The sequence below is a fragment of the Acinetobacter sp. Li1LvA2 genome, from assembly GCF_056156705.1.
In genome coordinates, this window is record NZ_JBSICF010000006.1 from 210,002 (window position 1) to 236,626 (window position 26,625).

The 26,625-nt window shown below is 38.5% G+C and carries 24 protein-coding genes; 12 read left to right on the forward strand and 12 right to left on the reverse strand.

The features are described from left to right. Window positions 1–68 precede the first annotated feature (68 nt). The 3 genes from ACS604_RS13575 to ACS604_RS13585 all read left to right on the forward strand — a co-directional run bounded on the left by ACS604_RS13575 (window position 69) and on the right by ACS604_RS13585 (window position 3,442). Entirely contained in the window at window positions 69–1,241 is a 1,173-nt protein-coding gene (locus ACS604_RS13575) for an acyl-CoA desaturase (RefSeq protein ID WP_004789144.1), read from the forward strand. A 99-nt stretch (window positions 1,242–1,340) separates the two neighbouring features. Then, window positions 1,341–2,783 carry a protein adenylyltransferase SelO gene (locus tag ACS604_RS13580; protein ID WP_474771968.1) on the forward strand — a complete coding sequence of 481 codons (1,443 nt, stop codon included), beginning with the start codon at window positions 1,341–1,343 and terminating at the stop codon, window positions 2,781–2,783. A gap of 77 nt (window positions 2,784–2,860) precedes the next feature. Continuing rightward, the gene (locus ACS604_RS13585; protein WP_474771969.1) at window positions 2,861–3,442 is read left to right on the forward strand and encodes a L,D-transpeptidase family protein; all 582 of its coding nucleotides are present in this window, start codon (window positions 2,861–2,863) and stop codon (window positions 3,440–3,442) included. Window positions 3,443–3,512: 70 nt separating this feature from the next. On the opposite strand, the gene ACS604_RS13590 is transcribed toward ACS604_RS13585, so the two are convergent. Together ACS604_RS13590 and baeS are read right to left on the reverse strand one after the other, a co-directional pair. Beyond that, a complete protein-coding gene (locus tag ACS604_RS13590; RefSeq protein ID WP_003655179.1) occupies window positions 3,513–4,199 on the reverse strand; it encodes a response regulator in 687 nt (228 codons plus the stop codon). 21 nt (window positions 4,200–4,220) lie between these two features. Beyond that, the gene (gene baeS, locus ACS604_RS13595) at window positions 4,221–5,879 is read right to left on the reverse strand and encodes a sensor histidine kinase efflux regulator BaeS (protein WP_474771970.1); all 1,659 of its coding nucleotides are present in this window, start codon (window positions 5,877–5,879) and stop codon (window positions 4,221–4,223) included. A 132-nt stretch (window positions 5,880–6,011) separates the two neighbouring features. Between baeS and ACS604_RS13600 the strand changes: the two genes are divergently transcribed. From ACS604_RS13600 to ACS604_RS13615, 4 genes are all read left to right on the forward strand, one after another. Beyond that, window positions 6,012–6,389, forward strand: coding sequence for a hypothetical protein (locus ACS604_RS13600; protein WP_005309618.1), 378 nt, complete (start codon window positions 6,012–6,014; stop codon window positions 6,387–6,389). Window positions 6,390–6,678: 289 nt separating this feature from the next. Continuing rightward, the gene (locus tag ACS604_RS13605; protein ID WP_474771971.1) at window positions 6,679–8,481 is read left to right on the forward strand and encodes an acyl-CoA dehydrogenase C-terminal domain-containing protein; all 1,803 of its coding nucleotides are present in this window, start codon (window positions 6,679–6,681) and stop codon (window positions 8,479–8,481) included. Window positions 8,482–8,648: 167 nt separating this feature from the next. Then, window positions 8,649–10,430 (forward strand): acyl-CoA dehydrogenase C-terminal domain-containing protein, encoded by a 1,782-nt coding sequence (locus tag ACS604_RS13610; protein WP_004789132.1) that lies wholly within the window; start codon window positions 8,649–8,651, stop codon window positions 10,428–10,430. 122 nt (window positions 10,431–10,552) lie between these two features. Next, window positions 10,553–11,035, forward strand: a complete 483-nt coding sequence (locus ACS604_RS13615; protein ID WP_004789131.1) for a phosphate-starvation-inducible protein PsiE — start codon at window positions 10,553–10,555, stop codon at window positions 11,033–11,035. A 48-nt stretch (window positions 11,036–11,083) separates the two neighbouring features. On the opposite strand, the gene ACS604_RS13620 is transcribed toward ACS604_RS13615, so the two are convergent. Then, a complete protein-coding gene (locus ACS604_RS13620) occupies window positions 11,084–11,467 on the reverse strand; it encodes an RcnB family protein (protein ID WP_004789127.1) in 384 nt (127 codons plus the stop codon). 164 nt (window positions 11,468–11,631) lie between these two features. On the opposite strand from ACS604_RS13620, the gene ACS604_RS13625 reads away from it, so the two are divergent. Then, a complete protein-coding gene (locus ACS604_RS13625) occupies window positions 11,632–12,078 on the forward strand; it encodes a hypothetical protein (protein WP_033850684.1) in 447 nt (148 codons plus the stop codon). A 272-nt stretch (window positions 12,079–12,350) separates the two neighbouring features. On the opposite strand, the gene ACS604_RS13630 is transcribed toward ACS604_RS13625, so the two are convergent. Next, window positions 12,351–13,814, reverse strand: a complete 1,464-nt coding sequence (locus ACS604_RS13630) for a phospholipase D family protein (RefSeq protein WP_474771972.1) — start codon at window positions 13,812–13,814, stop codon at window positions 12,351–12,353. Between the two features lie 75 nt (window positions 13,815–13,889). Next, window positions 13,890–15,941 (reverse strand): zinc piracy TonB-dependent receptor ZnuD, encoded by a 2,052-nt coding sequence (znuD, locus tag ACS604_RS13635; protein WP_474771973.1) that lies wholly within the window; start codon window positions 15,939–15,941, stop codon window positions 13,890–13,892. 137 nt (window positions 15,942–16,078) lie between these two features. On the opposite strand from znuD, the gene ACS604_RS13640 reads away from it, so the two are divergent. Together ACS604_RS13640 and aspS are read left to right on the forward strand one after the other, a co-directional pair. Continuing rightward, window positions 16,079–16,843 (forward strand): DUF4184 family protein, encoded by a 765-nt coding sequence (locus tag ACS604_RS13640; RefSeq protein ID WP_474771974.1) that lies wholly within the window; start codon window positions 16,079–16,081, stop codon window positions 16,841–16,843. Between the two features lie 170 nt (window positions 16,844–17,013). Continuing rightward, window positions 17,014–18,798 carry an aspartate--tRNA ligase gene (aspS, locus tag ACS604_RS13645; RefSeq protein WP_004789117.1) on the forward strand — a complete coding sequence of 595 codons (1,785 nt, stop codon included), beginning with the start codon at window positions 17,014–17,016 and terminating at the stop codon, window positions 18,796–18,798. A gap of 67 nt (window positions 18,799–18,865) precedes the next feature. Here aspS and ACS604_RS13650 read toward each other — a convergent pair whose 3' ends face one another. After that, window positions 18,866–19,894, reverse strand: a complete 1,029-nt coding sequence (locus ACS604_RS13650) for a stealth conserved region 3 domain-containing protein (RefSeq protein WP_474771975.1) — start codon at window positions 19,892–19,894, stop codon at window positions 18,866–18,868. A gap of 203 nt (window positions 19,895–20,097) precedes the next feature. Between ACS604_RS13650 and ACS604_RS13655 the strand changes: the two genes are divergently transcribed. Beyond that, the gene (locus ACS604_RS13655) at window positions 20,098–20,316 is read left to right on the forward strand and encodes a hypothetical protein (protein ID WP_174732785.1); all 219 of its coding nucleotides are present in this window, start codon (window positions 20,098–20,100) and stop codon (window positions 20,314–20,316) included. A gap of 39 nt (window positions 20,317–20,355) precedes the next feature. Here ACS604_RS13655 and ACS604_RS13660 read toward each other — a convergent pair whose 3' ends face one another. Next, window positions 20,356–21,285: a lipooligosaccharide outer core biosynthesis glycosyltransferase GtrOC6 gene (locus tag ACS604_RS13660; RefSeq protein WP_474771976.1), complete on the reverse strand. Its 930-nt coding sequence runs from the start codon at window positions 21,283–21,285 to the stop codon at window positions 20,356–20,358. Window positions 21,286–21,314: 29 nt separating this feature from the next. Continuing rightward, window positions 21,315–22,070, reverse strand: coding sequence for a glycosyltransferase family 25 protein (locus tag ACS604_RS13665; protein WP_474771977.1), 756 nt, complete (start codon window positions 22,068–22,070; stop codon window positions 21,315–21,317). A gap of 68 nt (window positions 22,071–22,138) precedes the next feature. Between ACS604_RS13665 and ghy the strand changes: the two genes are divergently transcribed. Next, the gene (ghy, locus tag ACS604_RS13670) at window positions 22,139–23,029 is read left to right on the forward strand and encodes a glycosyl hydrolase Ghy (protein WP_474771978.1); all 891 of its coding nucleotides are present in this window, start codon (window positions 22,139–22,141) and stop codon (window positions 23,027–23,029) included. On the opposite strand, the gene ACS604_RS13675 is transcribed toward ghy, so the two are convergent. From ACS604_RS13675 to ACS604_RS13690, 4 genes are read right to left on the reverse strand one after another with little or no spacing between them, the layout of a single operon-like run. Beyond that, entirely contained in the window at window positions 23,026–24,060 is a 1,035-nt protein-coding gene (locus ACS604_RS13675) for a glycosyltransferase (RefSeq protein WP_474771979.1), read from the reverse strand. The two genes, ghy and ACS604_RS13675, sit on opposite strands and share 4 nt — an antisense overlap. A gap of 11 nt (window positions 24,061–24,071) precedes the next feature. Continuing rightward, window positions 24,072–24,836: a glycosyltransferase family 2 protein gene (locus ACS604_RS13680; protein ID WP_474771981.1), complete on the reverse strand. Its 765-nt coding sequence runs from the start codon at window positions 24,834–24,836 to the stop codon at window positions 24,072–24,074. Beyond that, entirely contained in the window at window positions 24,833–25,588 is a 756-nt protein-coding gene (locus tag ACS604_RS13685) for a polysaccharide deacetylase family protein (RefSeq protein ID WP_474771982.1), read from the reverse strand. The genes ACS604_RS13680 and ACS604_RS13685 overlap by 4 nt, the downstream gene beginning before the upstream one ends. Then, the gene (locus ACS604_RS13690) at window positions 25,585–26,613 is read right to left on the reverse strand and encodes a glycosyltransferase family protein (RefSeq protein WP_013196842.1); all 1,029 of its coding nucleotides are present in this window, start codon (window positions 26,611–26,613) and stop codon (window positions 25,585–25,587) included. Before ACS604_RS13690 ends, ACS604_RS13685 begins: the two co-directional genes overlap by 4 nt. Window positions 26,614–26,625: the final 12 nt, after the last annotated feature.

A 26,625-nucleotide genomic window follows, 5' to 3' on the forward strand; every position in this document is an offset into this window, starting at 1 on the left:
GATTGGTTTTGCTATGTCGTTTTGTCTTTGTACCTTGTCTGACAAGGATTCTAGGAGCGCTGCCGGATATGACTTCCGCCCCACTCAAAGCCCCAATTAACTGGACCGCTAGCATTACCTTAATTGGTTTACCAATTCTTGCCGCAATCATAATCCCGATTTACGCGTATTATTATGATTTTAGTGTAAGCGCATGGGTAAGCTTATTTTTTCTTTTAGCTCTAAGTAGTATGGGGATTACTGCTGGTTATCACCGCCTGTGGGCTCACCGAGCTTATGAAGCGTCGTTACCGCTTAAAATTCTTTTAATGATCGGTGGAACTTTTGCCGTACAAAACAGTATTCTGTTTTGGGCATCTGGTCACCGTACTCACCACAGACATGTTGATCATGTCGATGAAGATCCATATTCAATTGAGCGTGGTTTTTGGTATGCCCATATGGGTTGGATGATCCGCGATCATTCGCCATCTGAGCCCGACTTTAAAAATGCACCTGACTTGCTCAATGATAAATTGGTTATGTTCCAGCATAAATACTACGGTTTACTCGTAGTTGCAGTTCATGTTGGAATTTTAGGTTTAATTGGTTGGGCAACTGGCGATTTATGGGGTGTAGTCCTCATAGGTGGTCTCTTACGCTTAATCATTAGCCATCAAGTAACTTTCTTTATTAACTCACTTTGTCATATGTTCGGTAAACGTCCTTATACAGACGAAAACTCGGCACGTGATAATTTCTGGTTAGCTATCGCCACTTGGGGCGAGGGTTACCACAACTATCACCATATCTTCCAATACGATTATCGTAACGGTGTGAAATGGTGGCAATATGACCCAACAAAATGGTTGATTTGGTCTTGTTCTAAACTTGGTTTAGCTAAAAATTTACGTCGTATTCCAAGCTTTAATATTAAAAAAGCAGAACTGGCGATGAAGTTTAAATATGCCGAGCAAGATCTTGCTATCTATGGTCATGATGTAAATGCTGACATTAGTCAAATGAAACAACGTATTGCACAAGAATACGAAGCATTTACCCATACTTTAAATGATTGGGCAAAACTTAAAGAACAAGAGTTACAAGCGAAAAAAGCAGCAATGGCTGAAAAGATTCATAGAATGGATCACAAGCTTAAAGTTGATTTTCAGTTGCTTGAACACCGCTTAAGTCATCACCGTGAATGCTTAGAAACACTCATGCGTAGTGTTAAAAAGAATACCAACGTGGTGTCAGACTAAAATAAATTCTGATCAAAAATAGCTCTTTCGGGAGCTATTTTTATGCCTGCTTTTTAACTATGGTATAGTGAAATCCGCTTTCTCTATTTTGCCAAGCCCATGCAATTTAATCCGCTCTACCCTTCACTTCCTTCTAAATTATTTCATGTTCAGCAACCATCTCCTTTGCGTGGTGCAAAAGCAGGCCATTTCAATGCCGCTTTGGCAGATGAACTGCAATGGTCAGAAGACGAAAAAAATGCATGGGTTGAAATCTGTAGCGGACAGCGTACTTTCTCTGAATTCCCTTCTCTGGCCATGGTCTATGCTGGCCACCAATTTGGACAATGGGCAGGACAACTCGGTGATGGTCGTGGCTTACTGATTGCGCAAATACTCAATACAAAGGGTCAAACCATAGATCTGCATCTAAAAGGTGCAGGCCCTACCCCTTATTCAAGAATGGGAGATGGACGTGCAGTGCTGCGTTCCGTTGTCCGGGAATATTTAGCTGGGCATGCATTAAATGCTTTAGGCGTCGCTTCTAGTCACGCGGTAGGTTTTACGACCTCTACTCAAGGGGTACAGCGCGAAAAACTAGAGTTAGGCGCAATGCTACTCAGAACATCTGAATGTCATATCCGTTTAGGACATTTTGAATGGATCAATCAATACGCTCCAGAGTTGCTGCCAGAATTCACTCAAAAATGTATTGAATGGCATTATCCTGAGTGTCTAGAAACTGAGAATCCTATTTTGTCTTTTGCCAAGAAGGTAATTGAGCGTACTGCAATCATGATTGCGAAATGGCAATTGGTTGGGTTTGCTCATGGCGTGATGAATACCGATAACTTAAATATTACAGGTTCAACTTTAGATTTTGGTCCATATGGTTTTATGGAACGCTTCCGCCCGAACTGGATTAATAACCACTCAGATTATCAAGGACGTTATACTTATCAAAATCAGCCAAGCATAGGCCATTGGAATTTATGGACATGGTTAAACAACTTAATTCCACTTGCTGAACCTGAACAAAAGGATCAGTTCAAAGAAGAGTTAGCGCGTTGCTTAGAACAATTTGAACCGACTTTTATTGAACATTACACAACTGGTTTATGTCAAAAAATGGGACTTCCCCATTTTCATAAAGACAGTCTTGATTGTAGTTTTAGTTTTTTAAAAATCTTACAAACTGAACAACTCGATTACACTCAGAGCTTTATCCGACTTCAAAATAAAGAATATAAGACTCTACGAGATGATTGCCTTGATATTCGACAGTTTGATGAGTTTCTTAGTCAATATCAAAGTATTCGTGAACATCAAGATACTGCTGAACTTGATGCAAACATGCAAAAAGCAAATCCAATTTATATATTACGTAATCACATGGCTCAGCGTGCTATTGAAGCAGCGGAAAGAGATGATTTTAGCGAAGTAGACCGTTTGTTTAAGCTGCTTGATCAGCCATATACAAGACAACCAGAGCTCGAACAGCCACAAGACTTAGGTCCGTTACCAAGTGACGTACCAGACGTAGCAGTCAGCTGTTCTTCTTAATACTTTAAAGACTAAATCTCTCTTAAGCCGCTTTGGTAGTGGCTTAAGAAAGTTTCTTAAACATCAAAGAATAATATATGAAAATTAGACCTATCATTATTTGTACACTTCTTATAGTTCCACTCGGCATCGCTTTTTATAAATATGAAAAATATTTACCAACTTTTACGCCAAGTCATCAAGCACTTTCAAACGAAGAGGTCTTAGAACTCATCAAAACAAAGCCCGTCACCTCAATTGAAGTGTTTAAAAATCAACGCGTACTTCTGCTCAAGAGTAATCAGGATGTGATTCGTCGTTATCCTATTCGTCTTGGCTTTAATCCTAAAGGACATAAACACTTTGAAAATGATGGAAAAACACCTGAGGGTGTTTATTCTATAGATTGGCGCAATCCACAAAGTGCTTTCTATAAATCATTGCATATTTCCTATCCCGATACGAAAGATATTGCTTATGCCAAGCAACATAATCAACCAACAGGTGGAGATATCATGATTCATGGATCAGTTCCAAAATCCTTTTTATCTATGCCTTTTAGCTCGACTTATATGCCCCATAAGGATTGGACATTAGGATGTATTGCGGTTAGAAATGCAGATATAGATGAGATTTGGCAATTCGTACCAAATCATACGAAGATTATTATTTATCCATAAAATCTTTAAAACTATCCACATTTTCTGTGGATAACATTGTGGTTATCCACAGAATAACTTTCGCTAGTACTTATTCTTCAGGATATTCGAAGCGGTAACCTACACCATAAACAGCTTGAATCCATTCATGACGGTTACCAGTTTCAGCCGCTTCACTAATTTTTCGGCGCAAATTTTTGATATGACTGTCAATTACACGATCGGCAACGTCAAAACTATCTGGATTAATATGATCCAATAATTGTGCACGTGAATATACTTGTCCAACATGCTCTAAAAATAGCTCAAGTAAGCGAAATTCGGTCGGCGTTAAGCTCAATGATTTTTGTTGATACCAAATTCTTTGCTGAGCTTTATCAATTCGGAAAGAATCATTTTGTTCAGGTTCTGCTTTACGCTCTAAACGGCGCAGAACAGCTTGTACGCGAGCAACTAACTCTTTTGGGCTAAATGGTTTACATACGTAATCATCAGCGCCCATATTCAGACCTAATACACGGTCAATTTCCTCAGTACGAGCCGTCACCATAATAATCGGCAAATCTGATTGTTCACGAACTTTACGGCAAATGGTCAAACCATCCATTCGTGGAACCATTAAGTCCAGAACCATTAAATTAGGTTTACGTTGTTGGAAACTCGCATAGGCATCTTGACCATCATGAAACATACTTACTTCAAAACCGGCAGCTTCAAGATAATCACGCACTAAATGCGCTAATTCGACTTCATCTTCAACCAACATCACATGTTTCATGAGATATTTTTCCTTTTATATTTAACTCTGCTTTTTAAAAGTGAGCACACAACGTAAACCACCTAACGGTGAATGTTCAAAACTGAGTGTACCACCAAGCGCCTGCGCAATTTTACAAGACAAAGCCAAGCCTAGCCCTGTTCCACCTGTACTACGCGTACGCGAATCATCTACGCGATAGAAACGTTCACCTAAACGAGATAACTGCTCATCGTTTAAACCAAATGGGCTGTCATCGACATACAAAGTCCACTCCTGCGGAGTTTGAGCTGTATGAATATGGATTTTGCCACCTGTTTCTGTGTAACGAATACTATTACTAATTAAATTAACAATAATCTGTTTAAAACGATCACGGTCTAATAATAGCGGAGAACTTGTTCCTTCAACCTGAATTTCGAGACCAGCCTGCTCAAGTTTAGGTTTAAAGTTTTCTACTTCCTGTAATATCACTTCCCATGGATTAACAGAACTTAAATAACACTTAAGCTGCTGGGCATCTGCCTGTGCCAAGTCTGCAAGATCTTGGGTCAATTTTTTCAAGCTTGAAACCTGACGCATCATCGCATCTAAATGCTCAGGCGTTGCTTTTCGAATCCCGTCTTGCATCGCTTCAATTTGTGCTTGTAATACAGCCAGCGGCGTTTTTAACTCATGAGAAGTATCTGCCACCCATTGACGTCGCGACTCTTCATGCTGATGTAAAATTTCTGCTAAATGGTTCAATTGGGTTGATAAATCGCCCAACTCATCATTTCGTTTAATAACAACTTGATGCTGATAGTTTCCTTTCGTTAATTCATTGGTTGCATTTAATAAACGCTGAATCGGCTTTTTAAAATAAGTCGCCATCAAAAGCGCTGCAACTAAACTTGAAAGTAAGGTTAAAGCATAAATTAAGAGTAGATAGCGCTTTTGATTACTAAAGAAATTAATACTCAAAGCATCTTCTTTATCTAAAACAGGTTTTAAACCTAAATATCCTACAACTTGATTGTTTAAGATAATCGGGCGAAATGACATCTGATCTGAAGAAGGCGGTTCACCTACAACAAACTGGTGCCGTGCATCATATAAAGATAAACGGGAACTCAACCCCAAACGGTCAGGCAAAGCAATAAAACGCTTCTTACCATTTTGAGTTTCAATATCTTTTAAGCTCCCTTTCTTTGATTTATTTTTATCATCACTTGGGCGAAATTGGTTTGCACTTAAGGGAAATCTTAACCCTTCAAAGGGTTGATATTGAGAAGGTAAATTTTGCTCAAGCGTTCTTAATTCTTCATCACTAAAAATAGTATTTTTATTTGTCGGTGCAACTTGCGGTGAAATATTAATAAGGGCATGTTCATCGAAAGAATGCTGTTGTATGGCAATATCGTATTGGCGACGAAGCCACCACTGCGAGAGACGATCGTAGTCATCAGGAGCCGCGGTTCCTTCGATTTGTAAAATCTGTGCCTGAATCGCATTCCCCCAATCATGGTACACCGTATAGACATCACCCAGATTGGTAATGAGTCGGTCGAGCTTCTGCATTTCAACGTCAGCCACGTATTTGGCAAAGTTCTTTTGCATTGTCCAGTGCAAAACGCTCAAGCTTGCAGTCGCAATAAGCAATGTGGTGAGCAAGACTGTCAAAAACAACCGTAATGCAATGGGAACACGTAGAACGTTCAAAAGCACTCTCTCATTTTTACCCTATATTTCGCATTGTAACCAACAACGAAAAGAAAAACTCTCCATTGTTTCTACATCTTTATTATCTAATCTTTAAGCCATCAGCAAACACAACATTAAAAGGCTTTAAATATGAAAATGACGGCAAAAATAGCATTATTCAGTGCGGCAATTGTAACAATGGGAAGTTTAGCGGCGTGTCAATCGACGACTCAACCACCTAAACCTGAGCGTGGAATGATGCAAGATGGTCCACGTGAAGGCCACCACCGTATGAAGCACCGTGAGTTCACACCAGAACAAAAAGCAGCATGGGAACAGCACCGTGCCGAACGTCAAGCTCGCTTTGAACAAATCCAAAAAGCATGTGATGGTAAGGCCAATGGACAAGCAGTAAATGTTCAAGTTGGAGATAAGACACTTGAAGGTACTTGTAACCTGCGTTTTGAACCAAAGCGCCCTCAACCACCAGTTAACGCCCCTGCTCCTGCATCAGCTCAAGCAAAATAATTCTAAAAATCATAAAACAAAAGGCGCCTATAGGCGCCTTTTGTTTATACATAACTGTTTACGATTTTGACTATTTGTATCATATAAACATAACCAAAAGTGTTTACACTCAAAGCACTTAGCTAGTTTAAGTATTTTTTTCTTGACTTTGCAGTCACAAAGTAAAGGTCCTGAGGTGCTTGTGCAGTTATGCAAGTTGTTGCACGATGTAATAGTCCAAGGTGCCTCATGGCACATTCTCATAGATTAAGATTATAACTCTGGTTTCACCAGTATTGAGGAACCCGATATGCCACAATACAAAGCGCCCTTACGTGATATGCAATTCGTTTTGCATGAATTATTAAATGCTGAAGAACACTATGCAAAATTACCTGATTTCCAAGGTAACGTAAGCCGTGAATTGGTTGATCAATATTTAGAAGCTGCGGCAGATTTTTGTGAAAATGAACTTTCTCCTTTAAACCAAGTTGGCGACCGTGAAGGTTGTACTTGGAATGATGGCGTAGTTACCACTCCAACAGGCTTTAAAGAAGCTTATCAAAAATATATTGAACTTGGCTTTCCGTCTTTATCAGCAGAAGAACAATACGGTGGTCAGGCTTTACCTAACTCTTTAGGTATTGCAATTTCTGAAATGGTTGGTACAGCAAACTGGTCTTGGGGTATGTACCCTGGCTTGTCTCACGGAGCTGTACGTACATTAGAACATCATGGTTCTGATGAACAAAAAAATACTTATTTACCAAACCTTGTTTCAGGTGTTTGGACAGGTACGATGTGCTTAACTGAATCTCATGCAGGTTCTGACTTAGGTATTATCCGTTCTAAAGCAGAACCAAATGCTGACGGTAGCTATGCAATTTCTGGCGAGAAAATCTTTATCTCTGCTGGTGAACATGACATGGCTGAAAACATCATCCATATCGTTCTTGCTCGTTTACCAGGTGCGCCGAAAGGTACCAAAGGTATCTCATTATTTATCGTTCCTAAATTCCATGTAAATGCAGATGGTACTGTGGGCGAGCGTAATGCAGTTCGTTGTGGTTCTATCGAGCACAAAATGGGTATTCATGGTAACGCGACTTGTGTCATTAACTTTGACCAAGCTAAGGGTTACTTGATCGGACCTGAAAACCGTGGTTTGAACTGTATGTTTACCTTCATGAACACAGCACGTATTGGTACTGCGGTTCAAGGTTTAGCAGCATCTGAATCATCTTTCCAAGGTGCGTTAACTTACGCAAAAGAACGTTTAGCAATGCGGTCTCTTTCTGGTCCTAAAGCTCCAGAAAAAGATGCAGACCCAATTATCGTTCACCCTGCTGTTCGTAACATGCTTTTAACTCAAAAAGCATTTGCTGAAGGCGGTCGTGCACTTGTTTACTTACTTGCTCAATATGCTGACATCGTTGAAAAAGGCGAAACAGAAGAAGAGCGTAAGTTTGCTGACAACATCTTGTCTTTATTGACTCCAATTGCAAAAGCATTCTTAACTGAAACAGGTTCTGAGTCTGCTAAGCACGGTGTTCAAGTCTTCGGTGGTCATGGCTTTATTTCTGAGCATGGCATGGAACAAATCGTACGTGATACACGTATTTCATGTTTGTATGAAGGTACAACCGAAATTCAAGCACTTGATTTGTTAGGCCGTAAAGTATTGCAAACTCAAGGCGCAATGCTAAAAGACTTTACCAAAATTGTTCACAAATTTGTTGAAGCGAATAAAGACAACGCTGCCATGAAAGAATTTGTTGAGCCGCTTGCAGCTCTTAACAAAGAATGGGGCGATCTCACTATGCAGATTGGTATGCGCGCAATGCAAAACCCAGATGAAGTAGGTGCTGCTGCTGTAGATTACCTCTACTTCTCAGGTTATATCACTTTAGCGTATCTATGGGCTCGTATGGCACTTGTTGCACAAGAGAAATTAGCAGAAGGTACGACCGATGTTGATTTCTATAACGCGAAAATTACAACTGCTCGCTTCTACTTCAAGAAAATCTTGCCACGTGTTCGCTCACATGTTGATGTGATTGCAGGTGGTCTAGATCCATTGATGTCATTAGACGCTGAACATTTCGCTTTCTAACCATAGTTAGTTGCGATATGCAATGTTAAAAAACAAAAAAGGACTGCTCAGTTTTGACGGTCCTTTTTTTATAAAATCAATGATAAATTTACACTTTAAATTCCATATCCATTTCGTTTTACAGGATATCTAGCACAGGCCAATGTGCACAAAAAAGGTGAACGATTATGCCAATTTACAATGCTCCTTTAGCTGATATGAAATTCATCTTAAATGATGTATTTAAAGCAGAACAATTTTGGCAGTCTAATGAGAAACTCGCTCATGTAGATGCTGCAACAGCTGAAGCAATTTTAGAAGAAATGGCTAAATTTGCTCAGAACGTGACTCATCCATTAAACCGTACCGGTGATGAAGAAGGCGCTCGCTATGAAAACGGTGAGGTGTTCACACCAGCTGGTTTTAAAGATGCATTCCGTCAATATGCAGAAGGTGGTTGGATTGGCTTAGGTGCCGATGAAGAATGGGGCGGTCAAGGCATGCCAAAAATGCTCACCGTTCTTTCGGATGAAATGTTATTTGCAACTAACCCATCATTTATGCTCTACCCTCTTCTTTCTGTGGGTGCAGGCATGGCTTTAAACAGCTATGCATCTCAAGAACAAAAAGAAACTTACTTACCAAAGATTTATTCAGGTGAATGGTCGGGCACAATGTGCTTAACCGAGCCACATGCAGGTACTGACTTAGGTATTATTAAAACCAAAGCAGAACCTAATGAAGATGGTACTTATAACATCACAGGTACTAAAATCTTTATCACTGGCGGTGACAACGATTTAGCAGAAAATATCATTCACTTGGTACTTGCTAAAACTCCAGATGCCCCTGCTGGTTCACGCGGTATTTCTTTGTTCATCGTGCCAAAGTATTTGGTGAACGAAGATGGTTCATTAGGTGAACGCAACCTCGTTGGCCCAGGTTCTATCGAACATAAGATGGGGATTAAAGCGTCTGCAACTTGTGTGATGAACTTTGATGCGGCAAAAGGTTACCTTGTTGGTAAAGAAAATGAAGGTCTTGCTGCCATGTTTGTCATGATGAACTACGAACGTTTATCAATGGGCATTCAAGGCTTAGGCGCATCTGAATTTGCTTATCAAAATGCAGCACAATATGCGACTGACCGTTTACAAGGTCGTAGTGCAGCTGGTGTTCAATCACCAAATAAACCTGCTGACAGCATTTTAGTCCATGGCGATGTTCGTCGTATGTTGTTAAACGTACGTGCAAACAATGAAGCATCACGTGCTTTTGCAGTCTATGTTGGTCAACAGCTCGATATCACTAAATTCTCAACTGATGCCGAAGCTGTGAAAAAAGCCAATAATCGCGTTGCGCTTTTAACACCAATTGCTAAAGCTTACCTCACAGATACCGCATTCCAAGCAACTTTAGATGCTCAGATGGTATTTGGTGGTCACGGTTATATTCGTGAATGGGGCATGGAACAATGTATTCGTGATCTCCGTATTGCTCAAATCTACGAAGGAACGAACGGCGTTCAGTCTCAAGATTTAATTGGTCGTAAAACCATTAAATGTGGCGGTGCATTCATTGCTGAATACATCACTGAGATTCGTGACTTTGCAAATGACTTAGACACTGATTTGAACTTCATTAAAGATGCAACTTTAGATGCTGCAACTGAAATCGAAGCAATCACTCAGTTTATTATTGAACAAGCTGCTGAAAACGTAGACTTCCCGAATGCTGCTGCTGTTGATTATCTACATGCAGTTGGCTTACTCAGCTTCGCTTATATGTTTGCGAAAATTGCAGCGGCAGCGAAAGATAAGTCTGGTGACTTCTATCAAAATAAACTTGCTTTAGCTCAATACTTTGCTGATCGTATCTTGCCGGATATTGATGCACGTATTGCTAAAATTAAAGCTGGTTCTGACTTAATCATGGGCTTCAGTGAAGACTACTTTACGAACCAAGCTTAATTAAGTTCTTTATGAAAAAGCGTCTGAATATTCAGGCGCTTTTTTATTTTGTATTTACTATTTCCATTGGCATGAAATTTGTTTAATTTCTAAACATTAAGAAACAAACAAAAGATATTACTATGCCTGATCCTAAAAAATACGAGCGAATACTTGACCGTTTTGGTCATTACGCCGTAGAAGCCTTCCACTATTTAGCCCTGTTTATTATTGGATGTATGGTGGCTTGGTCCGCAGCCAATACTGTTTTTGAAATTTTAACAGTCAAAAAGTATGCTTCAATTGATGATATTTTATTATTATTTATATATTTAGAACTTGGGGCAATGGTTGGAATTTACTTTAAAACCAACCATATGCCTGTACGCTTTCTTATTTATGTTGCGATTACAGCCTTAACCCGCCTACTCATTTCAGATATTCAACATGACCATAAAGCGGATATGGACCAAGTCATTATTACCGGCTCAATTCTTATTTTAGCTCTGTCTATCTTGGTTGTTCGTTTTGCATCTTGGAATTATCCGTCAGTGATGAAAGAGAAACATGCAAAAACACCAACGCCTTTAAAGCCCCCTCAGCCTCAAGATGATGAATTAGCATAAAAAAATGGCCTCAATATTGAGGCCATTTATGTATTCTATATTTCAAAATTAACGGACACGATAAATTTGGTGTTTTGAGTCTACGAGTAAATATTGGTTAGGTGTTTTAACCCAACGGTATCCACGTGGTGGCTCATACAAACGATGCGATCTCCAGTCTGAAACATAATAGCGACTATTGCGGTATTCTGCTGGAACACGATCGCCACGTTTAAATGCTACATATCGGCCATAGTGCTTACCGCGATCGGCATTTGACCACTGGGGAGCACGATGATCATTTCGGTAGTCATGACGTCGGTCATCACGATGCTCATATCGATCATAGTTTTTACCATGATTATTGTCCCAACGATGACTTGTATCGGCCATCGCAGTAGCTGACATACCCAACATTAATGTTGAAAGTACAAGAACGATTGGCTTTTTCATGACCTATTTCCTTTTATCTTGATCTGAAGCTAGATTAAAAGAGAGTCAAGGAGAAACCATGAATAAAACAGCTTTGATTGATATTGTTTGTAATGACTATAAAGAAAATATGAAGAATCTGTATCTGTGCTACCATTACCATTTTTCAAACTAGGTCAATTGCTGTGTCTGAAATCAGTTTTGAACGTCTTCATCAATTTTTTTGCAAAGTTCCAACCGTACAAGAAGCCCGTATCATGGCTCATGGAGCAGATGGCGAACATGCTTGGTGGTTTAAGTTCAGTATTGATGTAGAACATCCGCTAGCATGGCAAACAGTTCAAGAATTAGGACATGTTTTAAACTATCTCTCGACGAATGAACGTCTACCGACTTTATTCTTCCCTGTTTCTCCACCGCCTTATATGAACGGTGAAGCGAAAGACTTCTTATCGTGGATTATTCAGTGTAACCATCCTGAATTTAACCCAGATGTAGTCTGTGACTGGCTTGAGGCTCGTTTACCAAATCCGGTAGATGATGAATCTCAATGGAAAATTAAGACTGATTTGAGTGAAATAGAAAAGTTAGATGATAAGGCTTTAGATCAATTGATTCCGCCAGCGCCTTAAATCGGACTTATGGAACAGCCTTTACTTACAGTGATGTTCTAATATCTTTTGTATAGGCTAATGCCTCACTTTTGAAAGGTCAAAAGTGACAAAAACCTTTGTTTCACTGATGTTGCCTCCCTGCAACACAGTGAAACGGCGACATCCATGTCGCCAATCACCTTGCCAATTTTGTACAAAATCACGGTAACGAATAAGCTCCGAGTTTAGAATCAAACTAATTAAGACTCCGTCGTGAACACATAGCCTCAACGTTTATATAAAAAATAGAATTAGAAAGTCGACAAACCTGACCATTCCATAAAACGATAAATCCAATACTTCACTTTAGACTCATCTGCATACTTCGCGTAATCCACGCTCATCTGTCTACCTTGTAGGTTTGACCAAGAGGTATTGAAGTAATCTTGTGCATCCTTAAAGACTTGATCTTGAACTTTACCCACAACCAGCATATCCGTTTCAAGGTTGTAATTTTTTAAATTACGGGCCGTAAAATTAGCAGATCCTACAATTAACTCAGCGTGTTGAGCATTATATTTCAAAATCATTTTGCTATGGTTCTGCTCACCATGTGTGTCACACCAACGAATTGGAATACCCGCTGCATGTAACTCTGAAGCTACCTGACGATTTGGAATACCATTTTTTTGTCGGCCAAAAGCATCTTTATTGGGGTCAAGTAAAACGCGAACTACAACTCCACGATCTTGAGCCTTTTTTAAAGCCTGAATAATCTTGCGTTCAGATAAATAGAACATACTTAAATCAAGATGCTCTTTAGGCTTAGCCGAGTTAATCAATTTTAATACAGATTGATAAATCGCCCCTTCAGTTAACACTTGAACTTGAGGTTTGGTTACGTCTTTTTCAAAGTCACCTAAAATGAGCGATGGAGAACTACTACCTGACATTCGCGCAACCGCGGCTTCAGATTGTAAAACATCTGCGGCTGTCGTTCCAGTTACAACTAATGCAACATTTGAGTGTCTAGAACTACCATCATGCGGATTTGCTGAAGTCACCAGTGACTTCCAACCAGTATCGGTATCGACGACTACAGTTTTACGGTGATTGGCCTTAAAGTTAAATAAGTTCAAATAACTGCGCAGTGTAATTTTTTCCTCACCGAATGGATTTGGCAACCAGCCTTTTTCAGGGTTATTTCCAACATTCTGACAGCAGATATACCATAAGCCTGACCAGAACGGATTAGAAGCACGTAAAGGAGCTAAATTGGTTTCAATCACATCAACACCCGCTTGACGTAACTGGCGGTAATGTTCAGGGCTTAAACCACCATATACTGAGTTAATCGGGTCAGTAATTAATACAATCTGGATTTGGCGATTCTGTCTTTTTTTACTGACTAATGCATCGGTTAACTCTTGCATTAATGGCCTTTGCTTCAGTTTTGAGTCACCCACTTCTGAATTAAACAAGAACATGTCGACCACAACTGTGGTTTTTGCCTCATCAATCATTTTCAAGATTTCATCAAAGATGTGCTGATCAACCTGTTGTTGCCCTTTTGCATCAAGGTAGGTTTTATCTGCTAAAAATTTGACATCGGCATGTCTAAGCTTGCCACTAAAGTTAATCCCTTGTGGCAATGGTTTTACTGTGTGGTAAATTGCTGATGCAAGATATGCAATAGCAACAACGCAAAGTAATATCGCCATATAACGACGCCCTGACCAATTTATTTTTTGATGAATTCGTTGAAAAATACGCATAAAAAAGACCTAACTTGATGGTTTCAAATTAGGTCTTTTGGATTGATTTTTCAAGTTTAGTTTCGTGTTAAAGCCTTAAAAACTAAAATCAACACCTACCGTAAAATTACGTCCAACTTGTGGAATATTTGATAAGAAAGATGCATGTTGATAAACCGTGTCATCTAACAAGTTATTCGCTTTCATATAAACACGATAATCTGTTTTTGCACCATATTGCCCAGAATATGCCACCCCAAGATTGAGCATGTTATAGCCTTCAGTTTCGGTCTCGTAAGCTGCGATCTTGTCTTGGTTAAAGACATGATAATACTCGGCAGAACCACTAAAACCATCACCAAAATCTGCGTCAACTTTAGTACCTAAACGTCCTGCTGGAATACGCGGAGCATTACCTTCTGCATCAATTTTACCGCGCACATAATCACCAAAAGCACTGATCTTGTACATTGGTGTAATTTGATAACCAATTTCACCCTCTGCACCATAGAAGCGTGCTTTATCTTGAGTGTATTGAACTAAACGGAAGTCTTTATAACGGTCAAGGGTTTGCGCATAGATGTAGTCATCAAACCAGTTATGGTAAACATGAAGATGGTAATCAAGTTTGTTATTATCAAAATGCAAACCTAACTCAACATTATTCGATTTTTCCTTACTGAGTTGATCATTTCCTAACTCATAAGTATTTGTCGCAAAATGCCCACCATTGGCATATAACTCTTGAGCTAAAGGTAAACGTTCCTGATGTGAAGCGACAAAAGAAAGTTTGTAGTTCGGTGCAAACTCCCAATTCGCAGCACCTGCGTAAGAAAATGCAGAGCCATCAAAATCTTGTTTAGAGTTATCATCTACATCAACTTCTTGCTGATCTGCTCGTGCAGAAAGCTCAAAATGTACGTCTTTCCATTGTTTATGTTCTAAAGCAAATACGCTCCACTTCTTGGTAGTGGTCGGTGCCATAAAGGCTTCTTCGCCAGTTAAATTCAGTTTTTGCTGACCTAACTGTGCACCGATCACTCCTTCCCAACTTGCAATTGGGTTATGTACTAACTCAACACGCCCGTCATAGCCTTTGTTTTGGAATCGGGTTGCAATTGCTCCCTCTTCAATTTCGTCATGTTGATAGTCGGTATAGCTCGCTTGTGCACGTAACTTTTGGAAGCCTGCAAATGGATCATTTAACTCAGTTTTAAAGTCATAATGCTCAGATTTTAAGTCAATCCATGGACCGCCATGTTCATGATCATGGGCTTCTTCATCACTATGTCCTTCATGGTCATGATCTCCACAATGCAAGCTCAGATCATCTACATGGCAGGTTTCATATTCATGACTATGCCCCGGTAAGCCATATTGATCGCGACGGTTGCTATAAGAAAAACCTGAATAACCACGGTCATAAATCCAAGACAACCCTACGTTAACTGAATCGCCCTGAGCAAAAGTATTATCTACACGGCGCTCTTTTTCACCTTCATGAATATAATTTGGCGCAATGTAGTTATTCGCATCACGTGTTAACCCCTCAACACGTAAAGCAACTTGGCTGCCCAAGCCAACAGTTACTCCAGCACTTGCCAGTTTTTCATCACTTCCAGTGTTATAACGTAAGCCAACTTGTCCTTCATAACCGTTTTCAGGCATTTGCGTAGGGATCTTGTTATCAATTACGTTGACTAAACCACCCACAGTTCCAGCACCAAACAGTAAAGTTGAAGGACCTCGAATCACTTCGACTTGTTTTGCAAGCGCTGGATCTACAGTTACTGCATGGTCAGGAGACAAGGTCGAAACATCAATATTTTCTGATGAATTTTGGAGTACTTTAACGCGTGGTCCATCTTGTCCACGAATCACTGGACGACTCGAACCAGCCCCAAACTGATTGGCATAAATTCCCACTTCGCTACTGAGCGCATCCCCAATGGTGGCAGCTCCTTGCGATAAATGTTTTTGATCCACCACTGTATCTGCAACCGCAAAATCTTGTGAAGTTTGCTCAAGTGGATGAGCCTTAATTCGAATGGTTTCTAACTTTTCAACATTTTCACTTTCTGCTGCAAACGAAGGAACGGATATGACAGCTAAAATGGATAAGGTCAAAATATTTTTATAAAACTGCATTGGATGTGTCCCGAATCACGATATGTTTTATTTTTGTTATATTATAACATTTCGTTTGTTTTGCAATAAAAAACATTTTTAATTAGACGATTAGTTAGACTGGTCAACGAAATGATGTGAGTAATTTTTAATTTCTAATGCCTTTTACCATCTCTCATGCCGTTATAGCTCCTCCCTTATCTAAGCTTAGCCAAAACACTTTACCGATTGCCGCGTTAGCCATTGGGAGTATGACACCCGATCTTTACCGCTTATTTACAGTTCAGTCCAGCATGCTGACGCACCAATGGAAAGGTCTGATTTATCCCAACCTTGCATTAGGCCTCGTCTTTTGTGCAGTTTGGTATTTTCTTTATCGTCCAGTGGTATACCGTTTTTTTGGTGTGCAACATGATCTTGGCCTCAGCTCTTTAAAACGTATTTTTATATTTTTTATTGGAGTTATATTTGCACTCATTGTCGGTATAGCGACTCATCTGATTTGGGATGGTTTAACACATTCAGACTTTCGAACGTTTGTATTTAAAGATGTTCTAGCGACAACTATTCATCTTTTTGGTCATCCCTACCCTTTGCATCGTCTTTTACAAATTGGCTCCTCTGCTCTTGCCTTACCTTTTCTCGGTTGGATGTGTATTCACTATTACCAGCGCTATAAACAACACTGGAAAGTAAGTAAAAAAATTAAAGTTTTCGCATGGACCCTATTTATTCTATCGACGTTGTTAGGCTTATTCTCTTTTTGGGATTATGCCCGTTATATTCCTCATGAGGTTTGGCATGCCGATACCTATTATTTTACTGGCCGTTCTATCAACGAGTTTATGCAAGGTTGGCTCAGCACATTTAGTTTAGGGTGCTTACTTTTCCTATTTTTGGATAGACAACAAAGAATGGGGTAATTTGGAAAACTTGCTGCCAAATTGCTCATTTTTCGCTTAATTTCTGCGGTTTTTTGATCTACTTCTTGTGGCAAACCATGCAACAGGGCATAATCGAAAACTTATTTTTTTGACGGTGCGCGGTTTACGCATCCGTCTTTTCAGCCAATATAGTTTGGATAATCTTCATTATGATGCGAACTCATTACTGTGGCTCTTTAACTGAAGCCCAAATCGACCAAACCGTTACACTATGCGGTTGGGTACATCGTCGCCGTGACCATGGCGGTGTTATTTTCCTTGATATGCGTGACCGTGATGGCCTCGTTCAAGTGGTTATTGACCCAGATACTCCAGAAGCATTTGCAACTGCAGATAAAGCACGTTCTGAATATGTATTAAAAATTACAGGTCGTGTTCGTCGCCGTTATGAAGGTACTGAAAATGCCAACATGGTGAGTGGTCAAATTGAAGTTTTAGGTAAAGACATCGAAGTTCTTGCCGCTTCAGAAACACCTCCATTCCCTTTAAATGATGAAAATACCAATATTTCTGAAGAAATTCGTTTGAAATATCGTTTCTTAGATATTCGTCGTCCTGAAATGTTGGATCGTTTACGCTTCCGTTCTAAATTGACCAATCTTATTCGTAACTATTTCGAAGATAATGGTTTCTTAGACGTTGAAACACCTATTTTGACACGTGCAACTCCTGAAGGTGCGCGTGACTACTTAGTACCAAGTCGTGTACAAAATGGTAGTTTCTATGCACTTCCACAATCACCACAATTATTCAAACAATTGTTGATGGTGGGTGGTATTGATCGTTACTACCAAATCGCGAAATGTTTCCGCGACGAAGACTTACGTGCTGATCGTCAACCAGAATTTACTCAAATCGACGTTGAAACTTCGTTCATGAGTGACGATGACATTATGGACTTAATGGAAGTCCTGACTGTGAAGATGTTCGATGAACTTCTTGGCGTTAAATTCGATAAATTCCAACGTATGACTTACGCAGATGCAATGCGTGACTATGCATCAGACAAACCTGATATGCGTATTCCGTTGAAACTCGTTGACGTTGCAGACTTAATGCAAGAAGTAGAGTTCAAAGTATTTGCGGGTCCTGCAAAAGACCCTAAAGGCCGTATTGTTGCTTTACGTGTTCCAGGTGCAGCATCATTGCCACGTAGTGCAATCGATGAATACACTAAATTCGTTGGCATCTATGGTGCAAAAGGTTTGGCTTACATCAAAGTTAATGAACTCGCTAAAGGAATTGAAGGTCTTCAATCTCCAATCGTGAAATTCATTGAACCGATCGTACTTGAATTGTTGGCACGTGTTGGTGCGCAAGATGGCGATATCGTATTCTTTGGTGCTGATAAAGCTAAAGTTGTAAATGATGCAATGGGCGCGCTTCGTGTGAAGATTGGCCATGATTTGAATCTTGCAACTTGTGAGTGGGCTCCACTTTGGGTTGTTGACTTCCCAATGTTTGAAGAAACTGACGATGGCAAATGGACTTCTGTTCACCATCCATTCACTCTACCAAAATCAAGTGTAGAAGAAGTGAAGAGCAATCCAGGTGAAGCACTTTCTGTTGCTTACGACATGGTATTGAACGGTACTGAAGTTGGTGGTGGTTCTCTACGTATTTATACATTAGAAATGCAAAAAGCGATTTTCGAAGCGCTTGGTATTTCTGATGAAGAAGCAGAAGAGAAATTCAGCTTCTTATTAAATGCACTTCGTTACGGTGCTCCTCCTCACGGTGGTTTGGCATTTGGTCTTGACCGTTTAGTAATGTTAATGACTGGCGCGACTTCTATTCGTGACGTTATTGCATTCCCTAAAACTAAGACTGCTGAATGTCCACTTACTCAAGCACCTGCTCCTGTTGAAGCAAATCAGCTTCGTGACTTAGGCATCCGCTTACGTGAAAAGCCAAAAGCTGAAGAATCTAAATAATTTTTAGATTCTTAAATTAAAAAAAACCCTGCTTATGCAGGGTTTTTTATTAAGTAAATTTCAAATTTTAGTGGGATATTTCTTTTTCAAAACTTGAGAGTGTTTTAAATTTTTGCTCAAAAATTTGAATAATTTCTGTTTTAAGCTTTTCAAAATCAACCACGTGTTCATTATCATTTAGACAAATTTGTGGAAGTTGTTCATTCTTAATAACTTGATTAATTTCAGGAAGATTTTGTAGCCTTAAGTTAAAGTTTTGTCCACGCTCAAATATATTGACTGGATAAAAACGGGATGAGCACAACTGCCACAACCTAAAAAGATACTGATTAACGTCTAAAGGCTGTCTAAATCGATGACTTGATACTTCTTTTAAGTAAGTCTCTTCAGTTTTCCAAACTTCTTCAAATATCGATTTCAAAAAAGGTTGAGGCAAATGAGTACTATAAAAACTTGAAAATTTTCGATTATATAAACTCAAAAAATTACCCAAATTACTGCTCATAGAATAGCGATAATTAAAAAGTGCATAGGGATTTTTATGGAATAATTTTCGCTTATCAAAATGCTTATTAATAATTGCAACATCAGTTAGGGCAACTGCGCCTAGAAAGTTCTCTTCACCTACGACCATAAGTGGCTGTAAATGCACACCATCACAAGGTAAACCATTTCTAAAAAAGAACTCAGGCTCTAAAGGCCTATTGATAAAAGTATCATCATTAAAATAGACAAAATGCTCTGCTAAACCATCTATTTTATGAATATTAATTTCAATAGCATGTGAGTTAAACGTAGGCAAACAATGGGGATCTATAATTTGATCGTGTGTGACCAAATTTAACTTAGGATGATTTTTGACTAAAAATTCAGGGAAATGACCACAAGTCACCAGATGGATTTTTCTAACCCAAGGACAAAATTTTTCAACAGATCTAAACCAATAATGAAGATTATTCCAGTCGCGATAGCGACATTGCTCAACAAGTTCAACCACCTTTGTTTGAGCTTCTTTGGATTTATAATATATATATTGTTGCTGCCATTTCGTATCGGTTGAGTCTACCCAAATCATTACAAAATCAACAGGCTGCATCAAACACATATCCAAATAAGTACAGAAACTTACTAGAAAATTTCAGATAAAAAATGGAATTCAAGGTTTATTAATGTTAATAAAAATTCACAATTCATTCATAATTTTAATTTTTCTATATAATCACCCCAATTAAGGCTCTCTTGAGATGACAGTGAGCAAATGGCATAATATCACCACTTTTTCTCCCTTGGTGATTCATTATGGCAATGCGCCCTGATGTACGTCGACATGCTTTAATCGTAATCGTATTCTCTCTTGCGCAATGGTTTTTCATGCGCTATATCCTTGCAAATGAATTATTTAACATCACTACAAGTCAACGTATTCTTTATTTCTGCGTAAGTAGCTTAGCAGGTGCATTGCTTATTTTTGTTGCGCTGATTTATATGGTTTTAAAAGGAAATGCGGATAAAAATTAATATCCGCTTCCCCTCATAAAGTTTAGATAATCCTAAAATTTATTTCCCAATATAGTTATCACATAACTGAATCAATTCCGGATGTCTATCATGCTGATGGACAATAGGAATGATTTTCTGGTTGCGATTGATAATAAAACCTTGATCATTAATCGTAATTTGATCTATTGGATACAATCCAAGAGTTACAATAATAGACTCAAATGGCTGACAGCGAGTTACATCAGCTAAATCATTGGTAATTAATAATTTATTGTGCATTGCTTGATCATAAATTCTTTCAGACATTTTTTGATATGGCTGTTTGCAGAACTCTTCAATCATTTTATTGATATAGACTTTAATCGAGTTCATATCTCCAATTGTGACACCTGAGCACGAAACCTGCTCATCTTTTGCACTATTATAAAAACCATCTCCATATGCATCGATAATCCATTTTTGATTATATTGCTCAGTGCCTATCGTATAATCTGGATTTTCCATACCAACAAAGAGCCCTTTGCCCAGATCTTTAAAAGGATTACCCTGAAAAAAAACATCTCGCACATCGCTGAGCAGCACATGTGAAGCATCAGGATGACTTTCTACAACTTCTTTATATTCAAAAAAGCGACTCACATGCGGATAGCCTGTGATTTTAAGGGCTTTTATTTTTGAATCAGGAACTGCTTCATTTACAGTTAATCCAATAATTTTCTTAAGAATATTCTTTATAAACTTAAACTTGTAAATACCTGAGTATTTTGACTTCGATTTAAATTTCCCAATCGTTGAAACTTTAAATTCAATTTTAAAATTTTTGATATTTGAAAATGCATTAACAAACTCTGGCATTTGCTCTTTATAGATAATTAAAGTCAAAATGCCATCAAAGTCTGTCTTTTCCAAAGAATATACAAAAGAAGAAATGAGGTCAGCACTGTATCCAGTTGCTGACCCGATAATAATATTTTTTTGCTTAGTCATAAAATTAGTAAGAAAATTTAAAAAAACGACTAAATTATATATTTATTAAGTATATATTTCTTTAGTTTAACTCTTAGGTAACGTAACAAATCACTATCATCTTGTGAAATAGGAGTAATTAAGCTTCTTTCCTTTTCTAAATAACTTAACGCATCATTATTTTCGATGATCGGGTGATCGAATAAAAAGCTGACATAAAAACTGAAATCACCTCGTCCAACAAGGTCTTGCCAGTGATCATAAATTTTTATCGGTTGATGATAATCAACTAACATTTGTGCCATTTTACGATCTACAACATAAGCATACGCATAAGCTAGTTTTTCGAGATAATCGTAATCAACTTTTAGAATTTTTTGGTTATACAACTCTTCGGGTAAAAACTTTCCACGAACGCGATTGCATATTTTCATTTGAATACCGCCCAAGCTTAGGAAAAAGCACGGACCTAGATTCAAAGAATGAATATGCTTTTTTAAGTCTTGGAAATCAATTTCAAAACGTTCGATCACATCATCTTCAAAAATAATTGCATATTCTTCATCGGAGTTTAAAAAATCTTTTAGTGCAGCAATATGAGACATGGCACAACCAAGCTCGCCAGGCGTCATCGGTTTTTTCTTGCCTGCTACACCTTGTTGAAAATATTCACTGACGCTTAAATTCTTACCGATTACCCCAAACTGCTTAAATTCATCGCGATATTTGTAAAATGTTGCTTGAGAGTACAACTTTTTTAAACGTTCACTATTAGCAGATTCAATACTGATTAAATATTTTTTCATTTCATTCAAATGTTAAAATGAGTCAGGGATAGTCTATCTAATTATAGTTATATCGAGTGTAAAATTTAATGCTAAATCGCCTGATTCAAAAAAAATGGTATAAATACCAACAAGCAAAAAAAGCAAAATCTTTTGACTCTCATTGGTATATGCGTTTTGGCTGGTTAGAACAACCGTTTACTACACTTGAGCAACTAGATTCTCTCTTTGAGATCCACTCCCCTAAAAAGTTTACATTTGCAGATAGCTTTTATGCTTATGAAAATGGCCGTCATTTCATTTTTTTTGAAGAAGTTGATGACGAACATCCTGTAGGTTTTCTTTCAGTTTTAGAAGTTTTTAAAGATGGCACCTACACACCACCCGAGACAATCTTAAAGCTCGACTATCACCTTTCTTATCCTTGTATATTCAAAGTAAAAGATACTTGCTACATGATCCCAGAGACTTCGGCCAACAAGACGATTGAACTTTGGAAATGTACTGAATTTCCACTGAAATGGGAAAAGCATTCTAATCTGATCGAGAATATCGAAGCAGTCGACAGCACCCCTTTCTATCATGAAGGCTTATGGTATCTTTTTACTTCAACGCGTCGTGATTGTAAGAAATTTGGTGATCGTTTAGATCTATTCTTTACCGAAGATATTTTGAATCCGAACTGGCAAGAGCATCCAATGAACCCAGTGTGCCGAGGCAGTCAGCAGTTCCGTATGGCGGGTAAACCTTTTATTTATAAAGGGCAACTGGTTCGACCAAGCCAAGATTCGTTAAAACGTTATGGCGGCAATATCGAATTAAAGGCAATTACTCAGCTTAGCCCGACAGCTTACGAAGAAAAATTACTAGAAGTGGTTTTACCAGACTGGAATCAGGCTGATGACGGTTGTCATACCATTAATGTCGAAGATAACTTTGTGGTACTTGATTCTATTCGCCTTACGCCGAAGAATACTTAAGTTTTCAGCAGGCCTTTATAAATATTAAGCGTCTGCTCAGCCATGGCTGGTACAGTCAGTTCAGCCTTGGCTTTTGCATACAAAGGGTCAAAGTCATTTTGAGCATCAGGTTGAAGTGCATATTGAATTGCTTTTGCCAAACCTTGTGCATCTCCAATTTCTGCCAGATATTGCTCTGGCAGCCACTCAATCACACCGTTCACTTTGGTTGAAGCCATTGCTTTATCAGCCTGTAAAGCTTCGACCATGACGAGTGGAAAACCTTCACGATCTGATGACAAAACCACAATATCTGCTAATTGCACCAGATCTCGAGCATCAGTTCTAAACCCAAGAAAAGCGACCCGATCTTGCATGTTTAATTCACTGACTTGTTTTTCTAAACTTGCTCTAAGTGAACCATCACCAATAATCCATAAATTGGCATCGATCTGTTGCATCGACTCAATCAGTAAACTGATATTTTTTACTGGCTCTAGACGTCCAATACACATAACAACTTTTTTACTTGCATCTAGCTCAGCAAAATTTTTTTGAACCGATTGAAATAATTTTTCTTTATTTTCAACTGTAAGTACGGGTTGAGGATAGACCCCGTTATAAACCACATGTGCTTTAGACTCTGGAATGCCTTGCGTGAGTGCTTGGCTCACCGCAATAACAGCATCACCCGCTAAATAAGCAGACTTATTCTTTTTAGTACCATGTACTGTTGTCACAAATTTTGGGCCAGATAAAAATGGCTTAATTCGGGCAATCAGTTCAGCCGCCTTTCCTGCTTGTGCATGAACAATAGCAGGCTGAATTTGCTGGATAAGATTTTTAAGTTGCCAGAGTAAAAAAATATTCCAACGGCTACGTGCAAAATCAACCGCATGAAAATGTACTTGTTGGCTAAACTTGTCTAGATAGCAAGGATGTGCAATCACATGTACTTCATGATTTAAAGCGAGCTCATTAACAAGGTTAAAAGTGTGCTGCTCTAAACCACCAATTCCACCACTAGTTGCCAATACCTGAACAATTTTCATAGCTTGCCTACTTATTTTTTATCTTTATTCATGGTCTGTTCAAATAGTTTGGCTTCTTTTAGAAAAGCATAAAATGCGTTGATCATACTATTAACGAAACCACGCCAACCATTTAAGAAACTACGACGAATAAAATAAGACTTCATGAAAGTCACAGGCATTACCAAAACCAATTTTGCAACACTTGGAGACTTTCCTTTTTGGTATTTCTCTAATGCTTTGAGGTTGGAATATTGGTTATTTTTTTCGACTTTAACGAAAATGCTCGACTCGCCATAATGATAAATATCATGTTGAGCACGCTGAGATTCACCTTCTACAATCACATTTTCATGGACCTTATTGGCAAGGTCATAATGCCCTTTAGACTTGCGAAAGAAACGTACCTTCGCATGTTTTTTAGTATGTTTGCTGTTGGGAACACCTAAAAACACATCATTAATCGGTGTGATTAAAGCATCAAGTTTGTTTTGCTGAATGGTCTCAATAATTTCTTGTTTTAACTCGGTAGATAAGACTTCATCACCATCTAAATTAAGTACCCAATCATTTTGGCATTTTGCTAAAGCCAAACTTTTTTGCCCAGCATAACCTTGCCAATCTTGATGAGAGATTTGCGTATTTTCAAAGTGCTGAGCAATTTCATAAGTATTATCAGTACTGCCAGAGTCTAAAATAATTACTTCATCAAACTCACTGACACTTTGCAAAGTTCGCTCTAACCAAGCACCACAATTTAAAGTAACAATATAGACACTACATGGAATTTTATTCATAACTTATAACGTCCTTTAGCAAGGGCGATACGCATCTGTAAAGCATTCATGGCACCATGCGTGCTGACACGTGGAATATTAAATTGATTAACTGCTTCGTAAGCTTCGATTTTTTTACGAGTCGATACAGCATTTTTAAAACCAATTTCTTGAGCCATTTTCTGGTGTTTTTCGTTAAATCGTCCAAATGGATAGGCAAAGCTTGGGCACTTCCCAACTAATGCTTCAACGTCGCGTTTAGACTGAAGCATTTCATCGTAAGCGGTTTGATCGTCAAGCTTAAGTAAGTTCACATGGTGTTGCGTGTGCGCACCAAATTCAATCAAACTAGAATTCGCCATTTCATGAATTTGCTCATGAGTTAGCTTTTCGATTCCTTCAATTTGCGTCGCCAAATAAATGGTTGCCTTTGCATTATATTTTTTAAGTAATGGATAGGCATAAAGATAATTATCCATAAAGCCATCGTCAAAACTTAAAGCAACGACTTTTTTTTGATTACGATATTGTTCAAGCTCAGAGACAAAACAAAAAGTAGTCCCCTTACGTGTCAACAACTGTAAGAGTTGTTCAAACTTTTCAGGAGGCATGTTCATACCAGATGCAGCATTTTTAGGCGTAACCTGATGCAACATCACAATGCGTGGTAGTTTGTTCGAACGAAATGGAAGCCAGAAAGTATAATTACCTAGCACATATAACAGTGCAGCAAGTACTAATAGGCCTACCGCAACGTACAAAAACCACATCATGCATAAACCTCATGTGACCATTCATAATCTTCTGAAAAGGGCTGCTTAAATGTCACTTCAACCATAAATTGGGTGATACGTTTAGCATTGAAAGACCTACGCGTTTTCTCCCAACCCTCTTTCGCTATTTTTTCAGCCTGATCTGGGTTTTGATCAAAGAACTGGATCTTCTTGGCCAAGTCAAACTGATCATCAAAATAAACCACTTCCTGTTCAGTATAGAGCTTCTCAAAGCCTGGAATTCTTGGGCTAAAAGTGAGTAAACCATTACCAGTTAGCTGCACAATACGGTCAGAACTATACAGAGTTACATCATTACGGCGTGAGTAATTAAGTCCCATTTTTGTTTCAGATAGAACTTTATAATAAGCTTTACCGTAAACACCCGGTTGCTCAAAACAACCATAATATTGATAGTTCACATGGCCTTGTTGCAACGCATCTGCTAAATCCTTTAAGAACTTCTCACGCTCAGGTTCTTTATAGACTACGCCACAAAAAATAAAGGTTTTATCCGTATTCACATTTGAAAATTGCTGTAATGTTTCTACATTACGGTGACCCACATTTGGCAGATAGGCTACGCTTAAATGCGGCTGTTTTAATTTTTGTAGATATTCGCCACCTGTTGTACAGAAAATAGCATCTAAATACGGCGAGAACGCTTTAACAAAGTCGAGTTTGCTTTCAAGATAAAGTGGGTCAACATACCAAAATGCAATTTTAGTATTTGGATAAGCTTCTTTAATCTGTCTAAGAACATCTGGACTCATTAAGTCACTATGCCCGATAAGTACCAAATCAGGCTCAATATTATTAACGACCTTTAGAACTTCTTTATTAGCCCAATTGGCACCCAGTTTTTTTGTTTTAAAAATGGTTCCCATTCGAGCCATGTCACGAAAACTAAAGTCATAAACGAAATGGCCATTTTCAATTAATCCGGCAGAAATTTTACGGTCTGTGCAGTAAAAATGGGCGCCTTGTTTATTAAAGCCAAAATTCGCAATATGCAATATTTTCATTTATTTACTCAA

Coding starts and splice junctions, on each gene's coding strand:
- ACS604_RS13600 (WP_005309618.1), top strand. CDS start 6,012: ATGAAAATGACGGCAAAAATAGCATTATTCAGTGCGGCAATTGTAACA.
- ACS604_RS13665 (WP_474771977.1), bottom strand. CDS start 22,070: ATGAAAAAATATTTAATCAGTATTGAATCTGCTAATAGTGAACGTTTA.
- ACS604_RS13585 (WP_474771969.1), top strand. CDS start 2,861: ATGAAAATTAGACCTATCATTATTTGTACACTTCTTATAGTTCCACTC.
- ACS604_RS13610 (WP_004789132.1), top strand. CDS start 8,649: ATGCCAATTTACAATGCTCCTTTAGCTGATATGAAATTCATCTTAAAT.
- ACS604_RS13590 (WP_003655179.1), bottom strand. CDS start 4,199: ATGAAACATGTGATGTTGGTTGAAGATGAAGTCGAATTAGCGCATTTA.
- ACS604_RS13640 (WP_474771974.1), top strand. CDS start 16,079: ATGCCTTTTACCATCTCTCATGCCGTTATAGCTCCTCCCTTATCTAAG.
- ACS604_RS13580 (WP_474771968.1), top strand. CDS start 1,341: ATGCAATTTAATCCGCTCTACCCTTCACTTCCTTCTAAATTATTTCAT.
- ACS604_RS13690 (WP_013196842.1), bottom strand. CDS start 26,613: ATGAAAATATTGCATATTGCGAATTTTGGCTTTAATAAACAAGGCGCC.
- ACS604_RS13615 (WP_004789131.1), top strand. CDS start 10,553: ATGCCTGATCCTAAAAAATACGAGCGAATACTTGACCGTTTTGGTCAT.
- znuD (WP_474771973.1), bottom strand. CDS start 15,941: ATGCAGTTTTATAAAAATATTTTGACCTTATCCATTTTAGCTGTCATA.
- ACS604_RS13605 (WP_474771971.1), top strand. CDS start 6,679: ATGCCACAATACAAAGCGCCCTTACGTGATATGCAATTCGTTTTGCAT.
- ACS604_RS13655 (WP_174732785.1), top strand. CDS start 20,098: ATGGCAATGCGCCCTGATGTACGTCGACATGCTTTAATCGTAATCGTA.
- ACS604_RS13685 (WP_474771982.1), bottom strand. CDS start 25,588: ATGATGTGGTTTTTGTACGTTGCGGTAGGCCTATTAGTACTTGCTGCA.
- ACS604_RS13620 (WP_004789127.1), bottom strand. CDS start 11,467: ATGAAAAAGCCAATCGTTCTTGTACTTTCAACATTAATGTTGGGTATG.
- ACS604_RS13575 (WP_004789144.1), top strand. CDS start 69: ATGACTTCCGCCCCACTCAAAGCCCCAATTAACTGGACCGCTAGCATT.
- ACS604_RS13630 (WP_474771972.1), bottom strand. CDS start 13,814: ATGCGTATTTTTCAACGAATTCATCAAAAAATAAATTGGTCAGGGCGT.
- ACS604_RS13680 (WP_474771981.1), bottom strand. CDS start 24,836: ATGAATAAAATTCCATGTAGTGTCTATATTGTTACTTTAAATTGTGGT.
- aspS (WP_004789117.1), top strand. CDS start 17,014: ATGATGCGAACTCATTACTGTGGCTCTTTAACTGAAGCCCAAATCGAC.
- ACS604_RS13650 (WP_474771975.1), bottom strand. CDS start 19,894: ATGCAGCCTGTTGATTTTGTAATGATTTGGGTAGACTCAACCGATACG.
- ACS604_RS13675 (WP_474771979.1), bottom strand. CDS start 24,060: ATGAAAATTGTTCAGGTATTGGCAACTAGTGGTGGAATTGGTGGTTTA.
- ACS604_RS13660 (WP_474771976.1), bottom strand. CDS start 21,285: ATGACTAAGCAAAAAAATATTATTATCGGGTCAGCAACTGGATACAGT.
- ghy (WP_474771978.1), top strand. CDS start 22,139: ATGCTAAATCGCCTGATTCAAAAAAAATGGTATAAATACCAACAAGCA.